Raw genomic sequence first — 19,058 nt, 5'->3', positions numbered from 1 at the left:
TCCGATACTTTGGAGGATATGATTTATGTCTTATGAAAAAGTATTACAGGCACAAAAGATTGTTATAGGAACAAAACAAGCAGTTAAAGCGCTTAAGGAAGGTAATGCACAAGAGTTAGTCGTTGCAAGCGATGCTGAACCAAAGGTGACAGCAAAAGTCGTGGAAGTAGCTCTTGGTATAGAAGTTCCGGTCCGATATGTGGATTCGATGAAAAAACTCGGAAAAGCATGTGGGATTGAAGTTGGCGCGGCAGCTGTTGCTATTATCCGTTAAAAACTGTTTTTGTAGATAGAGTAGTCTGCAAAAACTTTGTTTTTGCAAAAAAATGAACCACCTGGATGTGTGGGCTTACAAAAAATGAAGGGAGGAAAAATACATGCCTACTATTAACCAACTTGTGCGCAAGCCTCGTCAATCAAAAGAGGAAAAGTCAAAATCACCTGCGCTAAACAAAGGTTATAACAGCTTCAAGAAATCACAAACAAATGTATCTTCACCACAAAAACGTGGAGTATGTACTCGTGTTGGTACAATGACTCCAAAGAAACCAAACTCAGCGTTACGTAAATATGCACGTGTACGTTTGACAAATGGTATCGAGGTGACTGCATACATTCCTGGTATCGGACACAACCTTCAAGAACACAGTGTTGTTCTTATTCGCGGAGGACGTGTAAAAGACTTACCAGGGGTACGTTACCACATCGTACGTGGAGCACTTGATACTGCTGGTGTAAACAACCGTATGCAAGGTCGCTCAAAATATGGTACTAAGAGACCAAAAGCAGCTAAGAAATAATAACTACTTTAATAATAGCTTCATTGAAAGGAGGAAAAAATATGCCACGTAAAGGTCCTGTAGCAAAAAGAGACGTGTTACCAGATCCGCTTTACAATTCAAAATTAGTTACTCGTTTAATCAACAAAATGATGGTTGACGGTAAAAGAGGTAAATCTCAAGAAATTCTTTATTCTGCGTTTGATACTATTCGCGAACGTACTGGCAAAGAGCCAATGGAAACTTTTGAAGCAGCTATGAAAAATATCATGCCTGTATTAGAAGTTAAAGCTCGCCGTGTAGGTGGTGCAAACTACCAAGTACCAGTTGAGGTGCGTCCTGACCGCCGTACAACTCTTGGACTTCGTTGGTTAGTAAACTACGCTCGTCTTCGCGGTGAAAAAACCATGGAAGAGCGTTTAGCTAATGAAATCATGGATGCAGCTAACAACACTGGTGCATCTGTTAAGAAGCGTGAAGATACACACAAAATGGCTGAAGCAAACAAAGCGTTTGCTCACTATCGTTGGTAATCTAACCTTCAATATAAATAATTTCATTCCAAACTAGGAAGGAGAAAGACCAAATGGCAAGAGAGTTCTCCTTAGCAAACACACGTAATATCGGTATCATGGCTCACATCGATGCCGGTAAAACGACTACCACTGAGCGTGTACTTTATTACACTGGTAAGATTCATAAAATCGGTGAAACACATGAAGGCGCTTCTCAGATGGACTGGATGGAGCAGGAGCAAGAACGCGGAATTACAATCACTTCCGCAGCAACAACTGCACAATGGAAAGGCCACCGCGTAAACATCATCGACACACCAGGACACGTAGACTTCACGGTTGAAGTTGAACGTTCCCTACGTGTGCTCGACGGTGCGGTAGCTGTACTAGATGCACAGTCTGGTGTTGAGCCTCAAACAGAAACAGTTTGGCGCCAAGCAACAACTTACGGTGTACCACGTGTTGTATTCGTTAATAAAATGGACAAAATTGGTGCTGATTTCTTATACTCAGTAGGTACAATTCATGACCGTTTACAAGCGAATGCACATCCAATTCAGTTACCAATCGGTGCTGAAGATGAATTCGAAGCAATCATTGACCTTGTGGAAATGAACGCTGTATTTTACGGGAACGATTTAGGAACTGACATTGAAGTTCGTGAAATCCCAGAAGAATATATGGCGCAAGCTGAAGAATATCGCGAAAAGCTAGTTGAAGCAGTAGCTGAATTAGATGAAGAGTTAATGGAAAAGTACCTTGGTGGGGAAGAACTCACTAAAGAAGAACTAAAAGCAGGGATTCGTAAAGGTACAGTTAACGTTGAATTCTTTCCAGTAATCTGTGGATCAGCTTTCAAAAACAAAGGTGTTCAGCTAATGCTAGATGCCGTTATTGATTACCTTCCATCTCCACTAGATGTTCCTGCAATCAAAGGACACGCTATTGATGATGAAGAAGAATTAATTGAACGTCATTCAAGCGACGAAGAGCCATTCTCTGCTCTTGCGTTTAAAGTTATGACTGACCCTTATGTTGGTAAATTAACGTTCTTCCGTGTTTACTCTGGTACTTTAGAATCTGGATCATATGTTCAGAACTCAACTAAAGGCAAGCGTGAGCGTATCGGACGTATCCTACAAATGCATGCGAACAGCCGTCAAGAAATCTCTAAGGTTTTTGCTGGTGACATCGCTGCTGCAGTAGGTCTGAAAGATACAACTACTGGTGATACTCTATGTGATGACAAGAACCCAGTTATCCTTGAGTCAATGCAATTCCCAGAGCCTGTAATTCAACTTTCAGTTGAACCTAAGTCAAAAGCTGACCAAGACAAAATGACAACAGCTCTACAAAAACTTCAAGAAGAAGATCCAACATTCCGTGCACATACTGACCAGGAAACTGGACAAGTAATCATTGCTGGTATGGGCGAACTTCACTTAGATATCATTGTTGACCGTATGCGTCGTGAATTTAAGGTTGAAGCTAACGTAGGTGCTCCTCAGGTTGCATACCGCGAAACTTTCCGTTCTTCTGCACAAGTTGAAGGTAAATTCGCACGTCAATCTGGTGGTCGTGGACAGTACGGTCACGTTTGGATCGAATTCTCACCTAATGAAGAGGGTAAAGGATTCGAATTCGTAAACGGTATCGTCGGTGGTGTTGTTCCTCGTGAATACATCCCTGCTGTTCAAGCTGGTCTTGAAGATTCACTTGACCGTGGAGTTCTTGCTGGATACCCATTAGTGGATATTAAAGCTCGACTATTTGACGGTTCATACCATGATGTTGACTCATCTGAAATGGCGTTTAAGATTGCCGCTTCAATGGCTCTTAAAAATGCTGCTTCTAAGTGTAGCCCTGTTATCCTTGAACCTATGATGAGGGTTGAAGTTGTAATCCCTGAAGAATATCTAGGGGATATCATGGGACAAATCACTGCACGTCGTGGCCGTGTTGAAGGTATGGAAGCACGCGGTAACGCACAAGTAGTTCGTGCAATGGTTCCACTTTCAGAAATGTTTGGTTATGCAACAGCACTTCGTTCTAGTACTCAAGGTCGTGGAGTATTCTCTATGCACTTCGATCACTACGAAGAAGTACCAAAATCAGTTTCTGAAGAAATTATCAAAAAAAATAAAGGTGAATAATTGATTTTCACCTTTGTTTAAAGTATAACTACTTATGTAAGAATAGAAACTGTGAAATATGGACAAACATATTCGCAGTCTCTACCTAATATACTTAAAACTTTTATAATCCAAAGGAGGATTTTCCAAATGGCAAAAGCTAAATTCGACCGTTCAAAGCCACACGTTAACATTGGTACAATCGGACACGTTGACCATGGTAAAACTACTTTAACTGCTGCAATCACTTCTGTACTTGCTAAATCAGGTAAAGCAGAAGCTCGTGCATACGATCAAATCGATGGTGCTCCAGAAGAAAAAGAGCGTGGTATCACAATCTCTACTGCACACGTTGAATATGAAACTGACGCACGTCACTACGCACACGTAGACTGCCCAGGACACGCTGACTATGTTAAAAACATGATCACTGGTGCTGCACAAATGGACGGCGGTATCTTAGTAGTATCTGCTACTGATGGTCCAATGCCACAAACTCGTGAGCACATCCTTCTTTCTCGTCAGGTAGGCGTACCTTACCTTGTTGTATTCATGAACAAGTGTGATATGGTTGATGACGAAGAACTTCTTGAATTAGTAGAAATGGAAATTCGTGACCTATTATCTGAATACGATTTCCCTGGCGATGACACTCCAGTTATCAAAGGTTCTGCTCTTAAAGCATTAGAAGGTGAAGCGGCTTGGGAAGAAAAAGTTCTTGAACTTATGACTGCTGTTGACGAATTCATCCCAACTCCAACTCGTGACACTGACAAGCCTTTCATGATGCCAGTTGAGGACGTATTCTCAATCACTGGTCGTGGAACTGTTGCTACTGGACGTGTTGAGCGTGGTGTAGTTAAAGTTGGTGACGTAGTTGAAATCGTAGGTTTCACTGAAGAGCCAAAATCTACTACTGTAACAGGTGTAGAAATGTTCCGTAAGCTTCTTGACTTTGCTGAAGCAGGTGACAACATTGGTGCCCTACTTCGTGGTGTAGCGCGTGAAGATATCGAGCGTGGTCAAGTTTTGGCTAAGCCAAAATCAATCACTCCACACACAAAGTTCAAAGCACAAGTATACGTATTATCAAAAGAAGAAGGTGGACGTCATACTCCATTCTTCACAAACTACCGTCCACAATTCTATTTCCGTACTTCTGATATCACTGGTATCTGTAACCTTCCAGAAGGTACTGAAATGGTTATGCCTGGCGACCACATCGAAATGACTGTTGAACTTATCGCTCCAATCGCTATCGAAGAAGGAACTAAGTTCTCTATTCGTGAAGGTGGACGTACAGTAGGTTCAGGTTCAATCACTACAATCACTGAGTAATTCAATAAATGAAAGCAGATGGGTGACGATCCATCTGCTTTTTTTTGTCTTAAAGAATGTGATCGACCCTATTGTGAAAATCAAAGCACGGTCACTAATAGGGAATATAAGCGACTGAGACCGGTGAAAAAATGAAAAACCAGTCGCCAATAAGTCTCCTAAGCGACCCAAACTGTTGAAAAATCGGAGAACCAGTCGCCAATAAGGCTGTTAATCGACGCAAACCGATGAAAAACCGGAGAACCGGTCGTCAATAAAGCTCCTAAGCGACCCAAACCGGTGAAAAATCGGAGAACCGGTCGTCAATAAGGCTCCTAAGCGACCCGAACTGTTGAAAAACCGGAGAATTGGTCGCCTATAAGACTCCTAAGCGACCTGAACCGGTGAAAAATCGGAGAACCAGTAGCCAATAAGGCTCCTAAGCGACCTAAACCGATGAAAAATCGGAGAACCGGTCGTCAATAAGGCCCCTCAGCGACCCGAACTGATAAAAAACCCGGAAACCAGTCTCCTATAAGCTTACTAACCCCCTAAACCACAAAAAAATCATATTTAAACTTCAGCAATGTACCTATATAACCGAGTTTCTTCTATATAAATACAACAAATGATTTATGTTTTGTAAATTCTGCTGCGCCATACCCATAGACTTATTAGCTAATCCAATCTTCCCAACCAAAGACAATACATAAAATGTTTACGCTCTTATGAGTATCTGGTAATCATCATTATAACGTAACATCCTAATCTCTAATTAGGTTATTATTGGAGATTGATAATTTCAGTTGAAAAAGTATTTTACAGCCGCTATAATAAGAAAAGTGTTCAGGACAGAAACATAAAGAAAAAAATTTTAATAGGTGTTGCGTTTCTTTTATGTTTTATGTATAATAGACAATGTTGGTCTTTGACTGCGATGATGTGAAAGGTTGCTGACACACCCGGCCGCTTTGCCATGGCGAGTGTGTGGGAAATTTTCACTGAGAATGTCTATTTTTAAAATAGGCGAATAAAGGAGGGAAAATAATGGCAAAACAAAAGATTCGTATTCGTTTAAAAGCTTATGATCACAGAATTCTTGATCAATCAGCAGAAAAAATCGTTGAAACAGCAAAACGTTCAGGTGCGGCAGTTTCTGGTCCAATTCCGTTACCAACTGAAAAATCTGTATACACGATTCTTCGTGCGGTTCATAAGTACAAAGATTCTCGTGAGCAGTTCGAAATGAGAACTCATAAGCGTCTAATCGACATCGTTAACCCAACTCCACAAACAGTTGATGCGTTAATGCGTTTAGACTTACCATCTGGCGTTGATATTGAAATTAAACTTTAATCTAAATAAACAAACATTTTATAGGAGGTGTGACTTAAATGACCAAAGGAATCTTAGGAAGAAAGATTGGTATGACTCAAGTATTTGCAGAAAACGGCAACTTAATCCCTGTAACTGTGGTTGAGGTAGCTCCAAACGTAGTTCTTCAAAAGAAATCAGTTGATAGCGATGGATATGTTGCTGTTCAAGTTGGTTTTGAAGACAAGCGTGAAAAGTTAGCTAACAAACCTGAAAAAGGACATGTTGCTAAAGCAAACACTGCTCCTAAGCGCTTCATTCGCGAATTCCGCGGAGACGACTTAGCAGGATATGAAGTTGGTCAAGAAGTCAAAGTTGATATTTTCGCTGCAGGAGATATCGTAGATGTAACAGGAATCTCAAAGGGTAAAGGTTTCCAAGGTGTTATTAAACGCCACGGACAATCACGCGGCCCAATGGCTCACGGTTCTCGTTATCACCGTCGCCCTGGTTCAATGGGACCTGTTGCTCCAAACCGCGTATTCAAAGGTAAATTATTACCAGGACGCATGGGTGGAGACCAAATTACAGTTCAAAACCTTGAAGTAGTTAAAGTTGATGTTGAACGCAACTTACTTCTAATCAAAGGTAACGTACCAGGAGCTAAAAAAGCATTACTTAAAATCAAAGGTGCGGTAAAAGCATAAATAGTATTTAAGAAAGGAGGAACAAAGGAATGCCTAAAGTAGCATTATTAAACCAAAACGGTTCACAAGTTGGTGAAATCGAACTTAATGAAGCAGTTTTTGGTATTGAGCCTAACCAACACGTATTATTTGAAGCAATTGTTATGCAAAGAGCTTCTTTACGTCAAGGTACTCATAAAACAAAAATTCGTTCTGAAGTACGCGGCGGTGGTCGTAAACCATGGCGTCAAAAAGGAACTGGCCGTGCACGTCAAGGGTCAATTCGTTCTCCACAATGGCGCGGAGGTGGTATTGTATTCGGTCCAACACCACGCAGCTACAGCTATACATTACCTAAAAAGGTTCGTCGCTTAGCGATTAAATCTGCATTATCTTCTAAAGTTCTAGAAGAAAACATTGTAGTATTAGAAAACTTAGCATTCGAAGCTCCGAAGACAAAGGACTTTAAAGCTGTATTAGCTGGTCTTTCTGTTGAGAAGAAGGCATTGATTGTTACAGCTGACCTAGATGAGAACGTAGCACTTTCTGCACGTAACATTCCTGGTGTAACAGTAGTAACAGCTAATGGCATTAACGTATTAGATGTTGTTAATCATGATCAATTAATCATGACTAAAGCAGCGGTTGAAAAAGTAGAGGAGGTGCTTGCATAATGGATGCACGCGATATCATTAAGCGCCCCGTTATCACTGAGCGTTCTACTGACCTAATGGCTGAAAAGAAATATACGTTCGAAGTTGATGTTAGAGCTAACAAAACTCAAGTCAAAGATGCGATCAAAGAAATCTTCGGCGTTGAAGTTGAGAAAGTTAACATTATGAACTATAAAGGTAAGTTCAAGCGTATGGGCAAATTCGGCGGATACACAAACAAACGTCGTAAAGCAATTGTAAAATTAACTGCTGACAGCAAAGAAATCGAATTCTTTGAAGCATAAGAACCTAACAAGAAGAGGAGGGAAAAAAAATGGCGATTAAAAAGTACAAACCTACCTCTAATGGTCGTCGCGGAATGACTACTTCTGATTTCGCAGAAATCACAACTAGCACTCCTGAGAAATCTCTATTAGCACCATTAAAGAGAAAAGGCGGCCGTAATAACCAAGGTAAGTTAACTGTTCGTCATCAAGGTGGCGGCCATAAGCGTCAATATCGTATCATCGATTTCAAACGTAACAAAGATGGCATTCCAGGACGCGTTGCCACTATCGAGTACGATCCAAACCGTTCTGCAAATATTGCATTAATCAACTATGTGGATGGAGAAAAGCGTTATATCTTAGCTCCTAAAAATCTACAAGTTGGCATGGAAGTAATGTCAGGCCCTGAGGCTGATATTAAAGTGGGTAACGCTCTTCCATTAGCAAACATTCCTGTTGGTACAGTAGTACACAACATTGAGTTAAAACCAGGTAAGGGTGGTCAGCTAGTTCGTTCTGCTGGTACATCTGCACAAGTTCTTGGTAAAGAAGGTAAATACGTACTTGTACGTTTAAATTCTGGTGAGGTTCGTATGATTCTTGCTGAGTGCCGTGCTTCTATCGGTCAAGTAGGAAACGAACAACACGAACTTATTAACATTGGTAAAGCTGGTCGTTCTCGTTGGTTAGGTAAGCGCCCAACTGTACGTGGATCAGTAATGAACCCTAACGATCACCCACACGGTGGTGGTGAAGGACGTTCACCAATCGGACGTAAGTCACCAATGACTCCTTGGGGTAAACCAACTCTTGGTTACAAAACTCGTAAGAAGAAAAACAAATCAGATAAGTTTATTGTACGTCGTGGTAAAAAATAACGGGACTATACTACGGTTCAAAGAAAGAACCGTAGAACAGTCACGAAGGGAGGTTCCTTCATGGGTCGCAGCTTGAAAAAAGGACCATTTGTTGATGATCATTTAATGGTTAAGGTCGAAAAGTTAAATGAAACTGAGAGTAAACAAGTTGTTAAAACTTGGTCTCGTCGTTCTACGATCTTCCCACAATTTATCGGCCACACAATCGCAGTTTATGATGGTCGCAAACATGTGCCTGTATATGTTACTGAAGACATGGTAGGACACAAGCTTGGAGAATTCGCTCCAACACGTGCTTACAAAGGCCATGGTAACGATGATAAGAAAACAAGACGTTAAGAGAGGAGGGCATCCAAATGCAAGCTAAAGCTGTTGCAAGAACAGTTCGTATTGCTCCTCGTAAAGCACGTTTAGTCGTTGATTTAATCCGAGGAAAGCAAATTGGTGAAGCGGTGGCGATTTTAAATCTCACTCCTAAGGCTGCTTCTCCAATCGTAGAAAAAGTATTAAAATCAGCTATGGCAAATGCTGAGCACAACTATGAAATGGACGTTAATAACTTAGTTGTTTCTCAAGCATTCGTTGATGAAGGACCGACACTAAAACGTTTCCGTCCTCGCGCTATGGGCCGTGCAAGCCAAATTAACAAACGCACAAGCCACATTACAATCGTTTTATCAGAAAAGAAGGAGGGATAAGCTGTGGGTCAAAAAGTAAATCCAGTCGGTTTGCGTATCGGAATCATCCGTGATTGGGAATCTAAATGGTACGCAGGTAAAGACTTCGCTACTCTTTTACACGAAGACCTTAAAATTCGTGAGTACATCACGAAGCGTTTAAAAGATGCTTCTGTTTCTAAAGTAGAAATCGAACGTGCTGCTAACCGTGTGAATGTTACAATCCATACAGCTAAGCCTGGTATGGTTATCGGTAAAGGCGGTACTGAAGTTGAAGCACTTCGTAAAGCTTTAAATCAACTAACTGGCAAACGTGTTCATATCAACATTCTTGAAATCAAGAGAGCTGATCTTGATGCGAAACTAGTTGCTGAAAATATTGCTCGTCAATTAGAAAACCGTGTATCTTTCCGTCGTGCACAAAAGCAAGTTATTCAACGTGCTATGCGTGCTGGTGCGAAAGGTATCAAAACAATGGTATCTGGTCGTCTTGGCGGCGCTGATATCGCTCGTTCTGAACATTACAGCGAGGGAACTGTTCCACTTCATACTCTTCGCGCTGATATCGACTATGCTACAGCTGAAGCTGATACAACATATGGTAAGCTTGGCGTAAAGGTATGGATCTATAAGGGAGAAGTCCTTCCTACTAAGAAGAAAAATGCGGAAGGAGGCAAATAATCATGTTATTGCCAAAACGCGTAAAATATCGCCGTCAACACCGTGGTAACATGCGTGGTAACGCTAAAGGCGGTACTGAAGTAACTTTCGGTGAATACGGCCTACAAGCACTTGAAGCTTCTTGGATCACAAACCGTCAAATCGAAGCTGCTCGTATTGCGATGACACGTTACATGAAACGTGGCGGTAAAGTTTGGATTAAAATTTTCCCACACAAGCCTTACACTGCTAAGCCATTAGAAGTGCGTATGGGTTCCGGTAAAGGTGCTCCAGAAGGCTGGGTAGCTGTTGTTAAGCCTGGAAAGATTATGTTCGAAATTGCTGGCGTTTCTGAAGAAATCGCACGTGAAGCACTTCGACTAGCAATGCACAAACTTCCTGTAAAATGTAAGTTTGTAAAACGAGAAGAAATTGGTGGTGAATCAAGTGAAAGCTAATGAACTACGTGACCTTACCACTGCTGAAATTGAACAAAAAGTAAAATCTTTAAAAGAAGAGCTTTTCAACCTTCGCTTTCAATTGGCGACAGGACAACTTGAAAACACAGCTCGTATTCGTGAAGTACGCAAATCGATTGCTCGCATGAAAACAGTTGTTCGTGAAAGAGAAATCAGCGTTAACAAGTAATGATTGAGAGGAGGTTCACACAATGAGTGAACGTAACCAACGCAAGGTTTACACAGGACGCGTAGTTTCTGACAAAATGGATAAGACTGTTACCGTTCTTGTCGAGACTTATAAAAAGCATCCATTATACGGTAAACGCGTTAAGTACTCTAAAAAGTTAAAGGCTCATGATGAGCAAAACCAAGCTAAGACTGGCGATGTAGTTCGTATTATGGAAACTCGCCCACTTTCAGCTACAAAACGCTTCCGTTTAGTAGAAGTAATAGAAAAAGCAGTAATTATTTAATTGTTCGGATAAGCTTCATTCCGAAGGGAGGTTACACACATGATTCAACAAGAATCACGTTTAAAAGTTGCTGACAACTCTGGTGCTCGTGAAGTACTTACGATTAAAGTTCTTGGGGGTTCTGGTCGCAAAACTGCTGGTATTGGTGATGTGATCGTATGTACAGTAAAACAAGCAACACCTGGTGGCGTTGTTAAAAAAGGTGATGTTGTTAAAGCTGTTATTGTACGTACAAAGAGCGGTGCTCGCCGTAATGATGGTTCTTACATTCGTTTCGATGAAAACGCATGTGTAATTATCAAAGACGACAAAAGCCCACGTGGAACTCGTATCTTCGGACCAGTTGCCCGTGAACTTCGCGATAATAACTTTATGAAAATAGTTTCTTTAGCTCCAGAAGTATTATAATTTCAAAATTAATTGCCTTTAAGGAGGTGCGCACAGATGCATGTAAAAAAAGGTGATAAAGTAAGAGTCATCTCTGGTAAGGATAAAGGCAAAACAGGTGTAATCCTAGCTGCTTATCCTAAAGAAAGCCGTGTACTAGTTGAAGGTGTTAACATTGTTAAAAAACACGCTAAGCCTTCTCAAGTGAATCCACAAGGCGGAATTATCAGTTTTGAGGCTCCTATTCATGTATCAAACGTAATGCCTATCGATCCTAAATCAGGTAACCCAACTCGTGTAGGTTACACTGCGGTTGATGGCAAAAAAGTACGCGTAGCAAAATCCGGTGAAGTTTTAGATAAATAGTTTAAATTTTAGAAGGGAGGTACAATAAGTGAACCGCCTAAAAGAAAAGTTTGTTAAAGAAGTTACTCCTGCTCTTATGAGCAAGTTCAACTATAAATCAGTTATGGAAGTTCCTAGACTTGAAAAAATCGTTGTGAACATGGGTGTTGGTGACGCAGTAGCGAATGCTAAGTCTCTTGATAATGCAGTTGAGGAACTTGCAACAATCACAGGTCAAAAACCATTAGTAACTCGTGCGAAAAAGTCTATCGCTGGCTTCCGTCTTCGTGAAGGTATGCCAATCGGTGCAAAAGTTACTCTTCGCGGTGAGCGCATGTACGAATTCTTGGATAAATTAGTTTCCGTTTCTTTACCTCGTGTACGTGACTTCCGTGGAGTTTCTAAAAAAGCTTTCGATGGTCGCGGTAACTATACATTGGGAATTAAAGAACAATTAATCTTCCCTGAAATTGATTACGATAAAGTAACCAAAGTTCGTGGTATGGATATCGTTATCGTAACGACTGCTAACACTGATGAAGAATCTCGTGAACTTTTAACTCAATTTGGAATGCCATTCCAAAAGTAATCGTTAAATAATGGAGGCGAAAACGTGGCTAAAAAGTCAATGATTGCGAAACAAAAGCGCACGCCTAAATATGCAGTACAAGAGTATACACGCTGCGAACGTTGTGGCCGTCCACACTCTGTATACCGTAAATTTAAGCTTTGTCGTATTTGTTTCCGCGAATTAGCGTACAAAGGACAAATTCCTGGTGTTAAAAAAGCTAGCTGGTAAAACCCAAGTCTGGGAAGGAGGTAAAAATAATGGTCATGACAGATCCAATTGCTGATATGCTTACTCGCATTCGTAATGCGAACATGGTACGTCACGAAAAGTTAGAAGTGCCTGCTTCTAATCTAAAAAAAGAAATTGCTGAAATTTTAAAGCGCGAAGGTTTCGTACGTGACGTCGAATTTATCGAAGACAACAAACAAGGTATTATCCGTATCTTCTTAAAATACGGTGCAAATAACGAACGTGTTATTACTGGTCTTAAGCGCATAAGCAAGCCTGGACTTCGAGTTTACGCTAAATCAAATGAGGTACCACGCGTTCTTAACGGTCTTGGTATCGCTTTAGTATCAACATCTACAGGTGTTATTACAGATAAAGAAGCTCGTGCAAAACAAGTCGGCGGAGAAGTATTAGCTTACGTTTGGTAATCGAGTTTTTGAATGAATGGAGGTGCACTAAATGTCTCGCGTAGGAAAAAAACCAATTGAAATTCCAGCAGGTGTTACTGTTACTTTAAACGGTAGTACAGTAACTGTTAAAGGACCTAAAGGCGAATTAACTCGTACTTTTAATCCTGATATCACAATCAACGTTGAAGAGAACGTTGTAACGATCGCTCGTCCATCTGACGTGAAAGAACACCGCGCGTTGCACGGTACAACTCGTGCAGTGATTGCGAACATGGTTGAAGGTGTTTCCAACGGATTTACAAGAAACCTTGAGTTAATCGGGGTTGGATATCGTGCTCAAAAGCAAGGTAACAAGCTTGTATTAAACGTAGGTTATTCTCACCCAGTTGAAATTGAACCTGAAGCTGGCCTTGAAATCGAAGTACCTGCTAATACAAAAGTTATTGTAAAAGGTACTGATAAAGAACGTGTTGGTGCATTAGCTGCCAATATCCGCGGAGTACGTCCTCCAGAGCCTTATAAAGGTAAAGGAATCCGTTACGAAGGCGAAAACGTTCGTCGTAAAGAAGGTAAAACAGGTAAGTAATGCCGCATAGGTAAACGAAAGGAGTGACGTAAATGATTACGAAGCAAGATAAAAACGCTACTCGCAAGAAAAGACATGCTCGTGTTCGTGCGAAACTTAGCGGTACTTCTGCTCGTCCACGTCTAAACGTGTTTCGTTCAAATAAGCATATTTATGCTCAATTAATCGATGACATGGCTGGAGTAACTTTAGCAAGTGCTTCTACTAAAGAAAAAGATTTCGGTCTTGAATCTACTAGTAACGTTGAAGCAGCACAAAAGGTCGGAGAATTAGTCGCTAAACGTGCGGTAGAAAAAGGTATTACTTCTATTGTCTTTGATCGTGGAGGATACCTATACCACGGACGTGTGCAAGCATTAGCTGATGCTGCTCGCGAAAACGGCTTACAATTTTAATAGACAAAGGAGGGACACAAAAAGATGCGTCGTATTGATCCAAACAAACTTGAACTTGAAGAACGCGTAGTTACGGTTAACCGTGTTGCGAAAGTTGTTAAAGGTGGACGTCGTTTCCGTTTCTCTGCTCTTGTAGTAGTTGGGGATAAAAACGGTCATGTAGGATTTGGTACTGGTAAAGCTCAAGAGGTTCCAGATGCAATCCGTAAAGCCATCGAAGATGCAAAGAAAAACTTAGTCGAAGTGCCAATGGTTGGAACTACAATTCCTCACCAAGTAATTGGACGCTTTGGTGCTGGCGAAATCCTTCTAAAGCCTGCTTCTGAAGGTACAGGAGTTATCGCTGGTGGTCCAGTTCGTGCCGTTCTTGAATTAGGTGGAGTTGCTGATATCCTTTCTAAATCATTAGGAACTAACACTCCGATCAACATGGTTCGTGCAACTATTGACGGATTAAAACAATTAAAACGTGCTGAAGACGTAGCTAAATTACGTGGTAAATCAGTAGAAGAACTGTTAGGATAAGGAGGGAAATCAAATGGCGAATAAACTTTTAATTACCCTCAACCGTAGTGTAATTGGTCGCCCTGAGGACCAACGCGCGACAGTTACTGCATTAGGTTTACGTAAATTAAATCAAACAGTTGAGCATCAAGATAACGCTGCGATTCGCGGTATGATTAACAAAGTTGCTCACCTTGTAACAGTTAAAGAACAATAATTGATTCTTTTCTTTCATAAGGAGGTGCCAATATGAAACTTCATGAATTAAAACCTGCCGAAGGTTCTCGTAAAGAGCGTAAACGTTTAGGACGTGGTATCGGTTCTGGTCAAGGTAAGACCGCGGGTAAAGGTCATAAAGGACAAAATGCTCGTTCAGGCGGTGGTGTACGCTTAGGTTTTGAAGGTGGTCAAACACCTTTATACCGTCGTTTACCAAAACGCGGATTTACAAATGTCAGCCGCAAAGAATATGCTGTTGTCAATCTTGATGCATTAAATCGCTTTGAAGAAGGTACAGAAGTTACTCCAGAACTTCTTATCGAAACAGGCGTTGTAAGTAACGAAAAAGCAGGAATCAAGATTCTTGCTAAAGGGAACGTAGAGAAAAAGTTGACTGTAAAAGCTCACAAATTCTCCTCTGCTGCTAAGGAAGCGATCGAAGCTGCTGGTGGAACTACTGAGGTGATCTAATGTTCCAGACAATCTCCAATTTTATGCGCGTGGGTGATATACGACGTAAGATCTTATTCACCCTCTTAATGCTAGTCGTCTTTCGACTAGGTACATTTATTCCTGTACCGAATGTTAATGCTGATGTACTTGCTAGTCAGGATAAGCTTAGTGTTTTCGGTATTTTAAATACCTTTGGCGGTGGGGCATTGAAACAATTCTCCATCTTTGCAATGGGTATTATGCCGTATATCACAGCTTCCATTATCATTCAGTTGTTACAAATGGACGTTGTTCCTAAATTTACGGAATGGTCCAAGCAAGGTGAATCTGGCCGTCGTAAGATTGCTCAATTCACTCGCTATTTCACTGTTGTGCTTGGATTTATCCAAGCATTAGGTATGTCATACGGTTTCAACAACTTAGCAAGTGGCCGTTTGATTGAAAACCCTGGAATTGGTACGTATCTACTGATTGCCGTTACACTTACTGCTGGTACTTCTTTCTTGATGTGGTTAGGTGAGCAAATAACTGAAAAGGGTGTTGGAAATGGTATTTCCATTATCATCTTTGCAGGGATCGTTGCTGGTATGCCTTCAACTATCAATCAAATTTATGTTCAGCAGTTTGAAAACGCAGGAGAAGCTTTATTTTTACGTATTGTAACTGTTGTCATAATAGCACTTGCTGTTATTGCAATTGTTGTTGGTGTTATCTTCATCCAACAAGCCAATCGTAAAATTCCAATTCAATATGCAAAACGTGTTGTTGCAGGAAAGAATCCTGTTGGAGGACAGTCTACACACATGCCGTTAAAAGTTAACGCTGCGGGTGTAATTCCTGTCATCTTTGCGGTTTCATTCATTGTAACACCAAGAACGATTGCATCATTTTTTCCAACAAATGATGTCACGCTTTGGATTAACAGAAATCTAGATTATTCTCATCCACTTGGGATGACGCTATATGCAGCATTAATTATCGCGTTCACTTATTTCTATGCTTTTATCCAAGTTAACCCTGAACAAGCAGCGGAAAACTTACAGAAGCAAAGCGGCTACATCCCAGGAATTCGTCCTGGTAAGAGCACGCAGGAATACTTAACTCGCGTTTTATATCGATTAACCTTTGTTGGTGCAATCTTCCTAACCATCATTGCAGTACTTCCAACTATTTTTATTAAAATAGCGAATTTACCGCAATCGGCTCAAATTGGAGGAACAAGTCTTTTGATCGTTGTCGGCGTTGCGCTTGACACGTACAAACAGCTTGAAGCTCAACTGGTTAAACGTCATTATAAAGGATTTATAAAGTAATGGTTTTGGGGACTATTGTTCCCTAAAACCCATTTATAGCACGAGGGGGGAACACGTGTGAATTTAGTTTTAATGGGGCTACCTGGTGCAGGTAAAGGTACTCAAGCTGAACGAATCGTCGAAAAATACGGCATCCCTCATATCTCTACTGGAGATATGTTCCGTGCAGCGATGAAAGAAGGAACCGAACTAGGGTTACAAGCAAAATCATACATGGACAAAGGCGAACTTGTTCCTGATGAAGTAACAATCGGCATTGTACGTGAACGTTTAAGTAAAGAAGACTGTCAAAAAGGCTTCTTACTAGACGGCTTTCCTAGGACTGTACCTCAAGCAGAAGCGTTAGAGAATCTATTAGCTGATCTAACTAAAAAGATTGACTACGTGATTAATATCGACGTGGATAAAAGTATTTTAATGGATCGTTTGACTGGAAGACGGATTTGCAAAGATTGTGGCTCTACTTATCATTTAGTTTTTAATCCTCCTGCAAAAGAGGGTGTTTGCGACCGCTGTGGCGGGGAGCTATACCAAAGAGCAGATGATAATGCAGAAACAGTCCAAAATCGCTTAGACGTTAACATTAAGCAATCTGCACCATTATTAGGTTTTTATGAGGATAAGGGATATTTACGCACAATTGATGGACAACAAGATATTAATAAAGTATTTATTGATATCGAGGAATTACTTGGGGGCTTAGCTGAATGATCATTTGTAAAACCCCTAAGGAAATTGACATCATGCGGGAAGCTGGTCGGATAGTTGCTTTGACTCATCAAGAGTTAAAGAAACATATCGCTCCAGGTATGACAACGCGTGAATTGGACAGAATTGCTGAAGAGTTTATCCTCAGCAAGGATGCTATTCCTTCGTTTAAAGGGTATAATGGTTTTCGCGGCAGTATTTGTACAAGTGTGAACAATGAACTTGTTCATGGAATTCCTGGGGACCGCGTCCTTCATGAGGGCGATATCATTAGTATCGATATCGGTGCTAAATATAATGGTTATCATGGTGATTCAGCTTGGTCATATGCTGTAGGAACGATTGATGAAAATTCCCAGCGTTTACTCGACGTAACAGAGGAGTCACTTTATCAAGGCTTAAAGGAAGCTAAACCGGGCGAGCGACTCTCGAACATCTCCCATGCGATACAAAAGTATGTGGAAGCAAATGGCTTTTCTATTGTACGTGAGTATGTGGGGCACGGAGTAGGGCAAGACTTACATGAGGATCCAGATATTCCTCATTTTGGTCTACCAAACAAAGGTCCTGTATTAAAGCCTGGTATGGTCCTTGCAATTGAACCGATGGTGAATGCCGGAAGCCGGTATGTAAAAACATTGGCTGACGATTGGACGGTTGTTACAGTGGATGGAAAATGGTGTGCACATTTTGAGCACACGATTGCGATCACTGAAACAGGTTTTGAAATATTAACTAAAATTTAGTATTTTATTACTAGACCCATTCTAATCCGAAATATTTGTAATTTGTAATAGTTACTAGAGGACAGAATGCTACTCATTATGTTAAAATTGTAAGGTTGCAGGATTACGTATGAAGAATTGACCCAATGCGCCCTACTATGTATTGGCGAATGCTATTCTGAATAGAGAAGGGAGACGAGACCGATGGCCAAAGATGATGTAATCGAAATTGAAGGTAAAGTAATTGAAACTTTGCCAAATGCAATGTTTAAGGTAGAATTAGAAAATGGTCATACTGTGCTAGCTCATGTTTCTGGCAAAATTCGAATGCACTTCATTCGAATCCTTCCGGGTGACAAGGTGACTGTTGAGCTTTCTCCATATGACTTAACACGCGGAAGAATTACTTACCGCTTTAAATAATCAGCTTGCACTCCGTACCATTAAGGAGGTTAGGATAATGAAAGTAAGACCATCTGTTAAACCGATCTGCGAAAAGTGCAAAGTTATCCGTAGACGCGGAAAAGTTATGGTTATCTGTGAAAACCCTAAACATAAACAAAAACAAGGTTAATCTGAAGGAGGTGCGCTAAAATATGGCACGTATTGCTGGTGTAGATATTCCACGTGAAAAGCGTGTAGTTATCTCTTTAACTTACATTTATGGTATTGGTAAAAATACTGCACAAAAAGTATTAGCTGAAGCAGGTGTTTCTGAAAATACTCGTGTACGTGATTTAACAGAAGACGAATTAAACAAAATCCGTGACATCATCGACAAATTAAAAGTTGAAGGTGATCTTCGCCGTGAAATTTCTCTTAACATTAAGCGTTTAATGGAAATCGGCTGCTACCGCGGATTACGTCATCGTCGTGGTTTACCGGTTCGTGGACAAAATACGAAAAACAACGCTCGTACACGCAAAGGTCCTCGTAAGACTGTTGCGAACAAGAAGAAGTAATCGGCAAAGGAGGTTATTTAAATGGCACGTAAAACTAATACTCGTAAACGTCGTGTTAAAAAGAATATTGAATCTGGGATCGCTCATATCCGTTCAACTTTTAACAATACGATCGTAACAATCACTGATGTTCATGGTAATGCAATTTCATGGTCAAGTGCTGGAGCGCTTGGATTTAAAGGTTCTCGTAAATCTACTCCATTCGCAGCTCAAATGGCAGCTGAAACTGCAGCAAAGACATCTATCGAACATGGTATGAAAACTTTAGAAGTTACAGTTAAAGGACCTGGCGCAGGCCGTGAAGCTGCAATCCGTGCACTTCAAGCTGCTGGTCTTGAAGTAACTGCAATCAAAGACGTTACACCTGTTCCTCATAATGGATGCCGTCCACCAAAACGCCGTCGCGTTTAATTTTTCTGT

General features: G+C 40.8%; 33 protein-coding genes. All 33 read left to right on the top strand.

Annotation, left to right across the window (positions count from 1 at the left end):
- Positions 1-25 precede the first annotated feature (25 nt).
- The 33 genes from ABES03_RS06985 (at position 26) to rpsK (ending at position 19,049) form a co-directional block, all read left to right on the top strand.
- Positions 26-274, top strand: a complete 249-nt coding sequence (locus ABES03_RS06985) for a 50S ribosomal protein L7ae-like protein (RefSeq protein ID WP_430116328.1) — start codon at positions 26-28, stop codon at positions 272-274.
- Between the two features lie 103 nt (positions 275-377).
- Entirely contained in the window at positions 378-800 is a 423-nt protein-coding gene (gene rpsL, locus ABES03_RS06980) for a 30S ribosomal protein S12 (RefSeq protein ID WP_026565517.1), read from the top strand.
- A 41-nt stretch (positions 801-841) separates the two neighbouring features.
- Positions 842-1,312: a 30S ribosomal protein S7 gene (gene rpsG, locus ABES03_RS06975; protein WP_308081571.1), complete on the top strand. Its 471-nt coding sequence runs from the start codon at positions 842-844 to the stop codon at positions 1,310-1,312.
- 53 nt (positions 1,313-1,365) lie between these two features.
- The gene (gene fusA / locus ABES03_RS06970; protein WP_430116326.1) at positions 1,366-3,447 is read left to right on the top strand and encodes an elongation factor G; all 2,082 of its coding nucleotides are present in this window, start codon (positions 1,366-1,368) and stop codon (positions 3,445-3,447) included.
- Positions 3,448-3,576: 129 nt separating this feature from the next.
- On the top strand, positions 3,577-4,764 hold the full coding sequence (gene tuf, locus ABES03_RS06965; protein ID WP_308081569.1) for an elongation factor Tu: 1,188 nt from the start codon (positions 3,577-3,579) through the stop codon (positions 4,762-4,764).
- 1,026 nt (positions 4,765-5,790) lie between these two features.
- Positions 5,791-6,099 carry a 30S ribosomal protein S10 gene (gene rpsJ, locus ABES03_RS06960; protein WP_007085291.1) on the top strand — a complete coding sequence of 103 codons (309 nt, stop codon included), beginning with the start codon at positions 5,791-5,793 and terminating at the stop codon, positions 6,097-6,099.
- 38 nt (positions 6,100-6,137) lie between these two features.
- On the top strand, positions 6,138-6,764 hold the full coding sequence (gene rplC / locus ABES03_RS06955; RefSeq protein WP_430116324.1) for a 50S ribosomal protein L3: 627 nt from the start codon (positions 6,138-6,140) through the stop codon (positions 6,762-6,764).
- A gap of 29 nt (positions 6,765-6,793) precedes the next feature.
- Positions 6,794-7,417, top strand: a complete 624-nt coding sequence (gene rplD, locus ABES03_RS06950) for a 50S ribosomal protein L4 (RefSeq protein ID WP_308081567.1) — start codon at positions 6,794-6,796, stop codon at positions 7,415-7,417.
- Positions 7,417-7,701, top strand: a complete 285-nt coding sequence (rplW, locus tag ABES03_RS06945) for a 50S ribosomal protein L23 (protein ID WP_308081566.1) — start codon at positions 7,417-7,419, stop codon at positions 7,699-7,701. The genes rplD and rplW overlap by 1 nt, the downstream gene beginning before the upstream one ends.
- 29 nt (positions 7,702-7,730) lie before the next feature.
- Positions 7,731-8,561, top strand: coding sequence for a 50S ribosomal protein L2 (gene rplB / locus ABES03_RS06940; protein ID WP_430116322.1), 831 nt, complete (start codon positions 7,731-7,733; stop codon positions 8,559-8,561).
- 60 nt (positions 8,562-8,621) lie between these two features.
- The gene (gene rpsS / locus ABES03_RS06935) at positions 8,622-8,900 is read left to right on the top strand and encodes a 30S ribosomal protein S19 (protein ID WP_040203241.1); all 279 of its coding nucleotides are present in this window, start codon (positions 8,622-8,624) and stop codon (positions 8,898-8,900) included.
- A 17-nt stretch (positions 8,901-8,917) separates the two neighbouring features.
- Positions 8,918-9,259, top strand: a complete 342-nt coding sequence (rplV, locus tag ABES03_RS06930) for a 50S ribosomal protein L22 (RefSeq protein ID WP_430116320.1) — start codon at positions 8,918-8,920, stop codon at positions 9,257-9,259.
- Between the two features lie 3 nt (positions 9,260-9,262).
- Entirely contained in the window at positions 9,263-9,919 is a 657-nt protein-coding gene (rpsC, locus tag ABES03_RS06925; RefSeq protein ID WP_308081563.1) for a 30S ribosomal protein S3, read from the top strand.
- Between the two features lie 2 nt (positions 9,920-9,921).
- Complete coding sequence (gene rplP, locus ABES03_RS06920; RefSeq protein ID WP_307282803.1) at positions 9,922-10,356, top strand: 50S ribosomal protein L16; 435 nt, start codon at positions 9,922-9,924, stop codon at positions 10,354-10,356.
- Positions 10,346-10,546, top strand: a complete 201-nt coding sequence (rpmC, locus tag ABES03_RS06915; RefSeq protein WP_040203247.1) for a 50S ribosomal protein L29 — start codon at positions 10,346-10,348, stop codon at positions 10,544-10,546. Before rplP ends, rpmC begins: the two co-directional genes overlap by 11 nt.
- A 22-nt stretch (positions 10,547-10,568) precedes the next feature.
- Positions 10,569-10,832: a 30S ribosomal protein S17 gene (gene rpsQ / locus ABES03_RS06910; protein ID WP_430116317.1), complete on the top strand. Its 264-nt coding sequence runs from the start codon at positions 10,569-10,571 to the stop codon at positions 10,830-10,832.
- Positions 10,833-10,871: 39 nt separating this feature from the next.
- Positions 10,872-11,240 carry a 50S ribosomal protein L14 gene (gene rplN / locus ABES03_RS06905; RefSeq protein ID WP_308081561.1) on the top strand — a complete coding sequence of 123 codons (369 nt, stop codon included), beginning with the start codon at positions 10,872-10,874 and terminating at the stop codon, positions 11,238-11,240.
- Positions 11,241-11,276: 36 nt separating this feature from the next.
- A complete protein-coding gene (gene rplX, locus ABES03_RS06900; RefSeq protein WP_308081560.1) occupies positions 11,277-11,585 on the top strand; it encodes a 50S ribosomal protein L24 in 309 nt (102 codons plus the stop codon).
- Between the two features lie 28 nt (positions 11,586-11,613).
- Complete coding sequence (gene rplE / locus ABES03_RS06895; protein WP_308081559.1) at positions 11,614-12,153, top strand: 50S ribosomal protein L5; 540 nt, start codon at positions 11,614-11,616, stop codon at positions 12,151-12,153.
- A gap of 24 nt (positions 12,154-12,177) precedes the next feature.
- Positions 12,178-12,363, top strand: a complete 186-nt coding sequence (locus ABES03_RS06890) for a type Z 30S ribosomal protein S14 (RefSeq protein ID WP_034676107.1) — start codon at positions 12,178-12,180, stop codon at positions 12,361-12,363.
- 29 nt (positions 12,364-12,392) lie between these two features.
- Positions 12,393-12,791, top strand: a complete 399-nt coding sequence (rpsH, locus tag ABES03_RS06885; RefSeq protein ID WP_007085276.1) for a 30S ribosomal protein S8 — start codon at positions 12,393-12,395, stop codon at positions 12,789-12,791.
- A gap of 31 nt (positions 12,792-12,822) precedes the next feature.
- Positions 12,823-13,359, top strand: a complete 537-nt coding sequence (gene rplF, locus ABES03_RS06880; RefSeq protein ID WP_308081558.1) for a 50S ribosomal protein L6 — start codon at positions 12,823-12,825, stop codon at positions 13,357-13,359.
- Between the two features lie 32 nt (positions 13,360-13,391).
- The gene (gene rplR, locus ABES03_RS06875; protein WP_413304658.1) at positions 13,392-13,754 is read left to right on the top strand and encodes a 50S ribosomal protein L18; all 363 of its coding nucleotides are present in this window, start codon (positions 13,392-13,394) and stop codon (positions 13,752-13,754) included.
- Between the two features lie 24 nt (positions 13,755-13,778).
- Positions 13,779-14,279, top strand: a complete 501-nt coding sequence (rpsE, locus tag ABES03_RS06870; RefSeq protein WP_098533200.1) for a 30S ribosomal protein S5 — start codon at positions 13,779-13,781, stop codon at positions 14,277-14,279.
- Positions 14,280-14,292: 13 nt separating this feature from the next.
- Complete coding sequence (rpmD, locus tag ABES03_RS06865) at positions 14,293-14,475, top strand: 50S ribosomal protein L30 (protein WP_307413407.1); 183 nt, start codon at positions 14,293-14,295, stop codon at positions 14,473-14,475.
- Between the two features lie 32 nt (positions 14,476-14,507).
- Complete coding sequence (gene rplO, locus ABES03_RS06860) at positions 14,508-14,948, top strand: 50S ribosomal protein L15 (RefSeq protein WP_309856931.1); 441 nt, start codon at positions 14,508-14,510, stop codon at positions 14,946-14,948.
- On the top strand, positions 14,948-16,243 hold the full coding sequence (gene secY, locus ABES03_RS06855) for a preprotein translocase subunit SecY (RefSeq protein ID WP_430116312.1): 1,296 nt from the start codon (positions 14,948-14,950) through the stop codon (positions 16,241-16,243). The genes rplO and secY overlap by 1 nt, the downstream gene beginning before the upstream one ends.
- Positions 16,244-16,300: 57 nt before the next feature.
- The gene (locus ABES03_RS06850) at positions 16,301-16,954 is read left to right on the top strand and encodes an adenylate kinase (RefSeq protein WP_430116309.1); all 654 of its coding nucleotides are present in this window, start codon (positions 16,301-16,303) and stop codon (positions 16,952-16,954) included.
- On the top strand, positions 16,951-17,697 hold the full coding sequence (map, locus tag ABES03_RS06845; RefSeq protein WP_430116307.1) for a type I methionyl aminopeptidase: 747 nt from the start codon (positions 16,951-16,953) through the stop codon (positions 17,695-17,697). Before ABES03_RS06850 ends, map begins: the two co-directional genes overlap by 4 nt.
- Before the next feature lie 183 nt (positions 17,698-17,880).
- Complete coding sequence (gene infA / locus ABES03_RS06840; protein WP_007085268.1) at positions 17,881-18,099, top strand: translation initiation factor IF-1; 219 nt, start codon at positions 17,881-17,883, stop codon at positions 18,097-18,099.
- A 37-nt stretch (positions 18,100-18,136) separates the two neighbouring features.
- Positions 18,137-18,250, top strand: a complete 114-nt coding sequence (gene rpmJ, locus ABES03_RS06835) for a 50S ribosomal protein L36 (protein ID WP_000868344.1) — start codon at positions 18,137-18,139, stop codon at positions 18,248-18,250.
- Positions 18,251-18,272: 22 nt separating this feature from the next.
- Positions 18,273-18,638, top strand: coding sequence for a 30S ribosomal protein S13 (rpsM, locus tag ABES03_RS06830; protein ID WP_166243776.1), 366 nt, complete (start codon positions 18,273-18,275; stop codon positions 18,636-18,638).
- A gap of 21 nt (positions 18,639-18,659) precedes the next feature.
- Positions 18,660-19,049 (top strand): 30S ribosomal protein S11, encoded by a 390-nt coding sequence (gene rpsK / locus ABES03_RS06825; protein WP_026574109.1) that lies wholly within the window; start codon positions 18,660-18,662, stop codon positions 19,047-19,049.
- Positions 19,050-19,058: the final 9 nt, after the last annotated feature.

Origin of the sequence: Neobacillus rhizosphaerae (genome assembly GCF_050477885.1) — a bacterium.
GTDB lineage: Bacteria > Bacillota > Bacilli > Bacillales > Cytobacillaceae > Neobacillus > Neobacillus rhizosphaerae_A.
This window is presented reverse-complemented; position numbering and strand designations above follow the sequence as displayed.

Excerpts from the sequence above, each read along its gene's own strand:
- ABES03_RS06985 (WP_430116328.1), top strand. The coding sequence starts at position 26 with ATGTCTTATGAAAAAGTATTACAGGCACAAAAGATTGTTATAGGAACA.
- rpsL (WP_026565517.1), top strand. The coding sequence starts at position 378 with ATGCCTACTATTAACCAACTTGTGCGCAAGCCTCGTCAATCAAAAGAG.
- rpsG (WP_308081571.1), top strand. The coding sequence starts at position 842 with ATGCCACGTAAAGGTCCTGTAGCAAAAAGAGACGTGTTACCAGATCCG.
- fusA (WP_430116326.1), top strand. The coding sequence starts at position 1,366 with ATGGCAAGAGAGTTCTCCTTAGCAAACACACGTAATATCGGTATCATG.
- tuf (WP_308081569.1), top strand. The coding sequence starts at position 3,577 with ATGGCAAAAGCTAAATTCGACCGTTCAAAGCCACACGTTAACATTGGT.
- rpsJ (WP_007085291.1), top strand. The coding sequence starts at position 5,791 with ATGGCAAAACAAAAGATTCGTATTCGTTTAAAAGCTTATGATCACAGA.
- rplC (WP_430116324.1), top strand. The coding sequence starts at position 6,138 with ATGACCAAAGGAATCTTAGGAAGAAAGATTGGTATGACTCAAGTATTT.
- rplD (WP_308081567.1), top strand. The coding sequence starts at position 6,794 with ATGCCTAAAGTAGCATTATTAAACCAAAACGGTTCACAAGTTGGTGAA.
- rplW (WP_308081566.1), top strand. The coding sequence starts at position 7,417 with ATGGATGCACGCGATATCATTAAGCGCCCCGTTATCACTGAGCGTTCT.
- rplB (WP_430116322.1), top strand. The coding sequence starts at position 7,731 with ATGGCGATTAAAAAGTACAAACCTACCTCTAATGGTCGTCGCGGAATG.
- rpsS (WP_040203241.1), top strand. The coding sequence starts at position 8,622 with ATGGGTCGCAGCTTGAAAAAAGGACCATTTGTTGATGATCATTTAATG.
- rplV (WP_430116320.1), top strand. The coding sequence starts at position 8,918 with ATGCAAGCTAAAGCTGTTGCAAGAACAGTTCGTATTGCTCCTCGTAAA.
- rplP (WP_307282803.1), top strand. The coding sequence starts at position 9,922 with ATGTTATTGCCAAAACGCGTAAAATATCGCCGTCAACACCGTGGTAAC.
- rpsQ (WP_430116317.1), top strand. The coding sequence starts at position 10,569 with ATGAGTGAACGTAACCAACGCAAGGTTTACACAGGACGCGTAGTTTCT.
- rplN (WP_308081561.1), top strand. The coding sequence starts at position 10,872 with ATGATTCAACAAGAATCACGTTTAAAAGTTGCTGACAACTCTGGTGCT.
- rplX (WP_308081560.1), top strand. The coding sequence starts at position 11,277 with ATGCATGTAAAAAAAGGTGATAAAGTAAGAGTCATCTCTGGTAAGGAT.
- rpsH (WP_007085276.1), top strand. The coding sequence starts at position 12,393 with ATGGTCATGACAGATCCAATTGCTGATATGCTTACTCGCATTCGTAAT.
- rplF (WP_308081558.1), top strand. The coding sequence starts at position 12,823 with ATGTCTCGCGTAGGAAAAAAACCAATTGAAATTCCAGCAGGTGTTACT.
- rplR (WP_413304658.1), top strand. The coding sequence starts at position 13,392 with ATGATTACGAAGCAAGATAAAAACGCTACTCGCAAGAAAAGACATGCT.
- rpsE (WP_098533200.1), top strand. The coding sequence starts at position 13,779 with ATGCGTCGTATTGATCCAAACAAACTTGAACTTGAAGAACGCGTAGTT.
- rpmD (WP_307413407.1), top strand. The coding sequence starts at position 14,293 with ATGGCGAATAAACTTTTAATTACCCTCAACCGTAGTGTAATTGGTCGC.
- rplO (WP_309856931.1), top strand. The coding sequence starts at position 14,508 with ATGAAACTTCATGAATTAAAACCTGCCGAAGGTTCTCGTAAAGAGCGT.
- secY (WP_430116312.1), top strand. The coding sequence starts at position 14,948 with ATGTTCCAGACAATCTCCAATTTTATGCGCGTGGGTGATATACGACGT.
- map (WP_430116307.1), top strand. The coding sequence starts at position 16,951 with ATGATCATTTGTAAAACCCCTAAGGAAATTGACATCATGCGGGAAGCT.
- infA (WP_007085268.1), top strand. The coding sequence starts at position 17,881 with ATGGCCAAAGATGATGTAATCGAAATTGAAGGTAAAGTAATTGAAACT.
- rpmJ (WP_000868344.1), top strand. The coding sequence starts at position 18,137 with ATGAAAGTAAGACCATCTGTTAAACCGATCTGCGAAAAGTGCAAAGTT.
- rpsM (WP_166243776.1), top strand. The coding sequence starts at position 18,273 with ATGGCACGTATTGCTGGTGTAGATATTCCACGTGAAAAGCGTGTAGTT.
- rpsK (WP_026574109.1), top strand. The coding sequence starts at position 18,660 with ATGGCACGTAAAACTAATACTCGTAAACGTCGTGTTAAAAAGAATATT.